Source organism: Arthrobacter silviterrae, assembly GCF_011045165.1.
In the GTDB taxonomy this organism is placed as follows: Bacteria; Actinomycetota; Actinomycetes; order Actinomycetales; family Micrococcaceae; genus Specibacter; species Specibacter silviterrae.
In genome coordinates this window covers 59637-66639 of sequence record NZ_JAAKZI010000027.1, presented here as the reverse complement: position 1 = coordinate 66639, position 7003 = coordinate 59637, and the positions used below count along the sequence as shown (strand labels likewise).

Below are 7003 nucleotides of genomic sequence, written 5' to 3'. Positions count from 1 at the left end.
GGGCGGCCCCGGCAATGCGGGGCCGCCCTATGTGTCGCAACTCGATCGCCCGGGCATCACGCCCACGGCTTCATGTCTGAATCCGAGTCCCTAGGAATCGGGCTTGGCGGATGTCTCCGGCGACGCACCGTCCAGGCCAAATCGGCCGGGGGCCGGCTTGCCCGCGACTTCATGTTCCGTCTTGGGCCCGTCCTTGGGCTCGTCCGCAAGAGCCTTGTCGGTGCCGGCGAGCTCCACCTCCGACTCAATCGTCCGCGGCTTGCCGCCACCATTCGCAGCGTTTTCACCGTCCCCGGAATCATCGTCCCCAGCCGGCCCGGCGCCTCCGTCTCCGCTCTCGGCTGGATCGTCGGCCGCGGGTTCGCGGCCGGCCAGGTAGACGGAGGTGAACGGCCTCCCGCGCCGCAGGAACGTGATGATGAGGAATACCACCAGCGCCGCCACAAACACCAGGATGCTGGTCCACACGTTCAGGCGGGTGGTGATGCCGAAGAAAGTGATCTGTTCGGCAGCGTCAATGCGGAGCATTTCAATCCACACGCGCCCGGCCGTGTAGACCATGGCGTACAGCAGGAACAGGCGGCCGGAGCGGAGGCGGAACTTGCGGTCCACCAACAGCAGCACCACCACGCCCAGCACGTCCCAGACACATTCATAGAGGAAGGTGGGGTGGAACAAGGTGTCGGGGCTGAACCCCGCGGGCACGAACTGTGGGTCCACATGAAGTCCCCACGGGAGCGTGGTGGGCCCGCCGAAGAGTTCCTGGTTGAAGTAGTTGCCCCAGCGCCCGATGGCCTGGGCCAGCAGGATCCCCGGCGCTGAGGCGTCAATGAACGCTGAAAGCTTGACGCCGGCGCGGCGGCAGCCAATCCAGGCACCGACGACGCCCAGGACCACGGCGCCCCAGATGCCCAGCCCGCCCAGCCAGATTTGCGGGATCAGGGCCAGGTTGCCATGTCCGTTGTAGCCGGGGCCGAAGTACGCGTCCGGGGAGGAGAACACGTGATAGAGGCGCCCGCCGATGATGCCGAAGGGGATGGCCCAGATGGCGATGTCCCAGATGGATCCTTCGGGCCCGCCGCGGCGCTTCCACCGGCGGTCGGTGAGCCAGATGGCGGCCACGATCCCCAGGAGGATGCACAGGGCATAGGCGTGGATGCGCAGCGGACCAATGTCAAAGCCGGACCAGGCAGGTGCGGGAATGGCGGCACCGAGGTGCGTTGCAGCTGCCGTGGCAAGCGTGGGAATTGCAGCCATGGCGCCTACTCCCCCGCACCCGTGCGGGAAACGTACGAGCCCACGGCGAAGCCGGTGCTCAGTTCCGCGGCGAGGGCACCGACGGCGGGCACGCCGCCGTCGCGCAGGGCAGCGACCAGCGCTGTCCCCACGATGACCCCGTCGGCATACTCGGCAATCTCGTGGACATGTTCGGGCCGGGAAACGCCCAGGCCCACGCACACGCGTTCCGCACCGGCACGGTGGGCGGCCGCCACCACGGCCTCGGCCGCACTGGACACCGTGCTGCGCGCACCCGTGACACCCATGATGGACACGGCGTAGACAAAACCGCGCGTGGCCTCCACTGTCATGGCCACACGTTCCGGAGACGACGACGGCGCCACCAGGAACACACGGTCCAGCCCGTACTTGTCCGACGCGGCAAACCATTCGGCGGCCTCGTCGGGGATCAAGTCGGGGGTGATGAGCCCGGCTCCCCCAGCTTCGGCGAGGCGACGGGAAAATTCGTCCACGCCCATGCGCAGCACCGGGTTCCAGTACGTCATGACCAGCACCGCGGCATCGGTCTCGGCTGTCACGGCCGCGACGATGTCAAAGACATCGGCCACGCGGAAGCCGTTGGCCAGCGCCTCGGTGGTGGCGGCCTGGATGACGGCGCCGTCCATGACCGGGTCGGAGTAGGGAATGCCTATTTCCACAATGTCGGCCCCGTTGCGGGCCACGGCAATCGCGGCGTCAATGGCAGTTTGCTTGTCCGGGTAGCCTGCAGGCAGGTACGCGATCAAGGCCTTGCGGCCGGCCGCCTTGGCCCGGTCGATGGCGGCCGCCGACTTGCTGGCCGCCGGCTGCCCGCCGTGGCGGGGCGGCAGGGTTGCATTACTCATTGCTGGCATCCTCTGCATTCGGGTCCGCGGCGTCGGCGTTGGCGGTTGGCGCTGTGTCCTTGGCGGCCCGGGTGGAGAGCGTGGTGCCCTTGACCTGGCCGTTTTCATCCAACATGCCGAACCAGGCTGCCGCGGTCTCCACGTCCTTGTCCCCCCTGCCGGACAGGTTCACGATGATGGCAATGTCCGACGGCGTGGCGAGGCCGGCCGTAAGCCGCTGCCCCACCTTCATGGCGCCGGCCAGTGCGTGTGCCGACTCGATGGCCGGAATGATGCCCTCGGTCTGGCTGAGGAGCTTGAAGGCATCCATTGCCTCGGTGTCGGTGATGGGCTCGTAGCTGACCCGCCCGATGTCGTGCAGGTAGGAGTGTTCCGGCCCGACGCCGGGGTAGTCCAGCCCGGCCGAGATGGAATGGGACTCGACGGTCTGGCCGTCGTCGTCCTGCATCAGGTAGGAACGGGCGCCGTGGAGGACACCCGGGCGGCCCAGCGTGATGGTCGCAGCGTGGCGGCCCGTCTCCACGCCGTCGCCGCCGGCCTCAAAGCCGTAAATCTTCACGGAGGCATCGTCGAGGAAGCCGTGGAAGAGGCCGATGGCGTTGGAGCCGCCGCCAATGCAGGCGCAAATGGCATCGGGGAGGCGCCCGAGCTGGTCCAGGATCTGGACGCGGGCCTCCTCGCCGATCACTTCATGGAAGAAGCGCACCATGGCCGGGAACGGGTGGGCCCCGGCCGCGGTGCCGAGCAGGTAGTGTGTGTTGTCCACATTGGCCACCCAGTCCCGGAGGGCGTCGTTGATGGCGTCCTTGAGCGTCTGGGAGCCGTTGGTCACGGGCACCACCGTGGCGCCGAGCAGCTGCATCCGGGCCACGTTCAGGGCCTGCCGGCGGCAGTCCTCGGCGCCCATGTACACCACGCACTCCATGCCCAGCAGGGCTGCGGCCGTGGCGCTGGCCACGCCGTGCTGGCCGGCGCCGGTCTCGGCGATGAGGCGGGTCTTGCCCATGCGCTTGGCCAGCAGTGCCTGGCCCAGCACGTTGTTGATCTTGTGCGATCCGGTGTGGTTCAGGTCTTCACGCTTGAGGAAGATCCGTGCGCCGCCGGCGTGCTGGCTGAAACGCTTGGCCTCGGTCAGCAGCGAGGGCCGGCCGGAGTAGTTCTTGTTGAGCTCGGCCACCTCGGCCAGGAAGTCCGGGTCCACCTTGGCTTTTTCAAAGGTGTCTTCCAGCTCGTCGAGGGCGGCAATCAGCGATTCGGGCATCCACCGCCCGCCGTAGCTGCCAAAGTAGGGGCCCGGAGCATGGCGCAGGGAATGTCCCGCGTCCGGTTCGGGCTGTCCGTGGCCTCCTGCCAGGAAGGCAGTGGCGGCGTCTGCCATGCCTTCGTCATTGCCCCCTGCGGGCTCTGGTGACGAAGCTGTGGGCACATGGGCCATCAGTTCCACCGTCCTGTTCCTGTGTTGGTCATGCAAGAAAAAAGTGATAGTTCCGTGCCGGTGGAACGGAACACGGCCTAGCGTGCGCCGATGGCGGCTGAGCCGGCGGCCTTGAATTCGGTGATGCGCTCCAGCGGGGTGGCGTCCGTGACCAGGGCCTCGCCCACCAGGATTGCGTTCGCACCGTGTTCGGCGTAGTGGTGGACGTCGGCGGCGTTCCGGACACCTGATTCAGCAATGACCACCGGCCCCTCGGGGATGGAAGGGGCCAGGGCGGCAAAGACGCCCCGGTCCACATCGAGCGTCTTCAGGTTGCGTACATTGATGCCGATGATCCTGGCACCCACGGCAACGGCCCGGGCAACCTCACCGGCAGTGTGCGTTTCCACGATGGCGTTCATGCCCAGCTGGTGGGTCAGGGCCAGGTATTCGGCCAGCTCAGCGTCCGTCAGCGCCGCGACAATCAAAAGCACTACGTCGGCGCCGTGCGCGCGCGCCTCCCAGATCATGTACGGGTCGCAGGTGAAGTCCTTGCGCAGCACGGGGATGTCGACCGCCGCCCGCACGGCATCCAGGTCGGCCAGCGAACCGCCAAAGCGGCGTTCCTCGGTGAGGACGCTGATTACGGAGGCGCCGCCGTCGCGGTATTGGGCGGCCAGGGCCGCGGGGTCTGCAATGCCTGCCAGCTCGCCCTTGGAGGGGCTGCGCCGCTTGACCTCGGCAATGACCCGCAAGTCCGGGCGGGCGGGATCGTTTCCACCCAGGGCAGCAAAGGCGTCCAGCGGCGGCGCCGCCTGCGCGGCACGCTCCTGAAGCTGGGTCAGGCTGACTGCCTGCCTGCGGGCGTCAAGGTCCTCCCTGACGCCCGCGACAATGTCCTGCAGAACGCTCACGCCTAGTGGCCGTTGTTCTTCAGCTTGCTTCCATCCACGCCGTAGCCGATCTTCTTCATGACCATGCCCGTGACCAGGCCGATGACCATGATGGCCACGCCGGCCCAGAAGACGATCGTGGCACTTTCGCCGATGACGAAGGCGATGCAGCCGACAATGCAGCCGAACAGCATGATGGCCACACAGGTCCAGGCGGCGGGGCTGTTGCCGTGGCCCAGCTCAACGCTGTGGTCCATGGGTTCCTGGACTGTCGCTGCCACGGAGGAGGTGGCCGACTTGTTGCTCATGGTAATTCTCCCTTTGATGCGGATACTGCAATACATTCTGCCATTAGTTGCCTGTGGAAGCGGAAACCCCCACGCCCCGGGGGGCAAGTTGTGATGTTAGAGCGTGGGGTCCTCGCCCCGGGTGAGGCTGTCCCAGCTGTCCACCCCGTCCAGGGCGCCGCCGCCGTCCGGAGTGGAGCCGGCCGGCGCGGCGTCGTATTTGGTGCGCACGTTCCAGTTCCGGCCAAACCACAGGATCAGCACGGCCGCAACGGCCAGGACCACTGCTGCCACGACGGCGGCCACGGGAAACCAGGTGGTGGTGGCGTTGCTGGCCACCCCCACCACGCCGGTGGTCTTGCCCACTTCCGCCATGGCCGCCGCCGAAGGGTCGGCGAGCAGGCCGGTGACGACGGCGACAATCCCGGCCGCGCCCAGCAGGACAATGACGCCGGTGATGATCCGGGAGATCTTGCCGGCGATGGTTGCCGCCAGTGAACCTGCCAGCGCCACGAGGGCCAGTGCCGAGACGGCGACGGCGGCCTTGCTGCCGGGTATGTTGAGGTCGGACTGCTGGACCGTGGTCTGCCCGAAGGAGACGTGGATCCAGGTCTGGGTAGTGGTGCCGAAGACTGCCAGGGCGGCCAGCACGGCGAGGAGGATCAGCGGGGACTTGCGCTGCCAGGCTGGCGTGGACGACTTTCCGGTGCTCATGCCAGGCTCCCTTCCGCAAGGACCGGCGCATCGTCCAGGGCCTTGAGGGACGCCGCGGCATAGACGGCGCGCAGGGGTGCTGCCGCCTTGTTGACGGTCTCCTGGGCCTCCGTTTCATTGACCGAGTCGGCCACGATTCCGCCGCCTGCCTGAACGTAGGCCCTGCCGTCCTTCAGCAGCGCCGAACGGATCGCAATGGCCATGTCCATGTCCCCGGCAAAGTCCAGGTAGCCCACCACGCCGCCGTAAATGCCGCGCCGGTGCGGTTCCAGTTCATCCAAAAGTCGCAGGGCCCGGGGTTTGGGCGCACCGGACAATGTGCCGGCCGGGAATGTGGCCGCCAGCACGTCGTAGGCGCTCCTGCCGGAGGCGAGGGTGCCCACCACCGTGGAGACCAGGTGCATGATGTGGCTGAACCGTTCAACTTCCATGAACTGGGTGACATCCACGGTGCCCGGCTCGCAGACCTTGGAGAGGTCGTTGCGGGAAAGGTCCACCAGCATCAGGTGTTCGGAGCGTTCCTTGGCGTCGGCCAGCAGGTCCTTGGCCAGGAACTTGTCTTCCTCCACCGTCTTTCCGCGCGGGCGGGAACCGGCGATGGGGTGGGTGATGACCTCGTCGCCGCTGACCGTGACCAGGGCCTCGGGCGAAGAACCCACCACGGAATAGGCGCCGCCGTTGGCATCCTCAAAGCTGAACAGGTACATGTACGGGCTGGGGTTGGTGTTGCGCAGCACGCGGTAGACATCCAGGGCAGGTGCGCTGCATTCCATTTCAAAGCGGCGCGAGATGACCACCTGGAACACCTCGCCGTCCACGATGGCTTCCTTGCCGCGGTCGATCGCCTTCAGGTACTCGTTGCGGTCCCAGCGTTCGTGCACGGAGTCGGCAAAGCTGGCCTCTGGCTCCTGGAGCACCGACATGGGCTGGGCCACGGGCGTGCGCAGCGCCTCCAGCATGGTGTGGACGCGCGCGACGGCGTCGCGCCAGGCGCCGTCCACGTTCTGGTCCGTTCCGTCCACATTGATCGCATTGGCGATGAGCAGCACCGTGCCTTCGGTGTTATCGTGGACGGCCATGTCGGAGACAAGGTTCAGGGCCAGTTCGGGCAGGTGGAGGTCGTCGACCGGAGGCGCCGGCAGCTTTTCCCAGTGCCGCACGGACTCCCACTCGACCAGCCCGACCAGCCCGGACGTGAACGGCGGCAGCCCGTCAAAGCGCTCGGTGGCCAGCAGCTTCAGCGTGGCTTCCATGGCGGCGACAGGATTGCCGTCAAGCGGCACGCCGACGGGCGGCTCGCCCTGCCAGTGGGTGCCGCCGTCGTGCGTGGTCAAGGTGGCGCGCGAGCGGACGCCGATGAACGAGTAGCGCGACCAGGTGCCGCCCACCGCGGCCGACTCCATGAGGAAGGTGCCCGGTGCGCCGGCCGCCAGCGTGCGGTAGAGCCCAATGGGCGTTTGGGCGTCGGCCAGGACCTTCAGGCGGACCGGAATCACCCTCCGGCTGCGGGCAAGCTCGCGAAACTCGTCAAGGGTGGGGCTGATGACACCTAGATCTTGCATGGATTCGGAA

7 protein-coding genes are annotated in these 7003 nt (G+C 67.3%); all 7 read right to left on the bottom strand.

Annotation, left to right across the window (positions count from 1 at the left end; genetic code table 11):
- Window positions 1–90: 90 nt before the first annotated feature.
- The 7 genes from lgt to G6N77_RS14530 all read right to left on the bottom strand — a co-directional run bounded on the left by lgt (window position 91) and on the right by G6N77_RS14530 (window position 6993).
- Window positions 91–1257 carry a prolipoprotein diacylglyceryl transferase gene (lgt, locus tag G6N77_RS14560; protein ID WP_205678302.1) on the bottom strand — a complete coding sequence of 389 codons (1167 nt, stop codon included), beginning with the start codon at window positions 1255–1257 and terminating at the stop codon, window positions 91–93.
- A gap of 5 nt (window positions 1258–1262) precedes the next feature.
- Complete coding sequence (gene trpA, locus G6N77_RS14555; protein ID WP_165182885.1) at window positions 1263–2123, bottom strand: tryptophan synthase subunit alpha; 861 nt, start codon at window positions 2121–2123, stop codon at window positions 1263–1265.
- On the bottom strand, window positions 2116–3501 hold the full coding sequence (gene trpB / locus G6N77_RS14550; RefSeq protein WP_165182894.1) for a tryptophan synthase subunit beta: 1386 nt from the start codon (window positions 3499–3501) through the stop codon (window positions 2116–2118). Before trpB ends, trpA begins: the two co-directional genes overlap by 8 nt.
- A 134-nt stretch (window positions 3502–3635) precedes the next feature.
- Entirely contained in the window at window positions 3636–4451 is an 816-nt protein-coding gene (trpC, locus tag G6N77_RS14545) for an indole-3-glycerol phosphate synthase TrpC (RefSeq protein ID WP_165182884.1), read from the bottom strand.
- 2 nt (window positions 4452–4453) lie between these two features.
- Window positions 4454–4738: an HGxxPAAW family protein gene (locus tag G6N77_RS14540; RefSeq protein ID WP_165182883.1), complete on the bottom strand. Its 285-nt coding sequence runs from the start codon at window positions 4736–4738 to the stop codon at window positions 4454–4456.
- Window positions 4739–4834: 96 nt separating this feature from the next.
- A complete protein-coding gene (locus tag G6N77_RS14535; protein ID WP_165182882.1) occupies window positions 4835–5431 on the bottom strand; it encodes a Trp biosynthesis-associated membrane protein in 597 nt (198 codons plus the stop codon).
- A complete protein-coding gene (locus G6N77_RS14530) occupies window positions 5428–6993 on the bottom strand; it encodes an anthranilate synthase component I (protein WP_165182881.1) in 1566 nt (521 codons plus the stop codon). The genes G6N77_RS14535 and G6N77_RS14530 overlap by 4 nt, the downstream gene beginning before the upstream one ends.
- Window positions 6994–7003 lie beyond the last annotated feature (10 nt).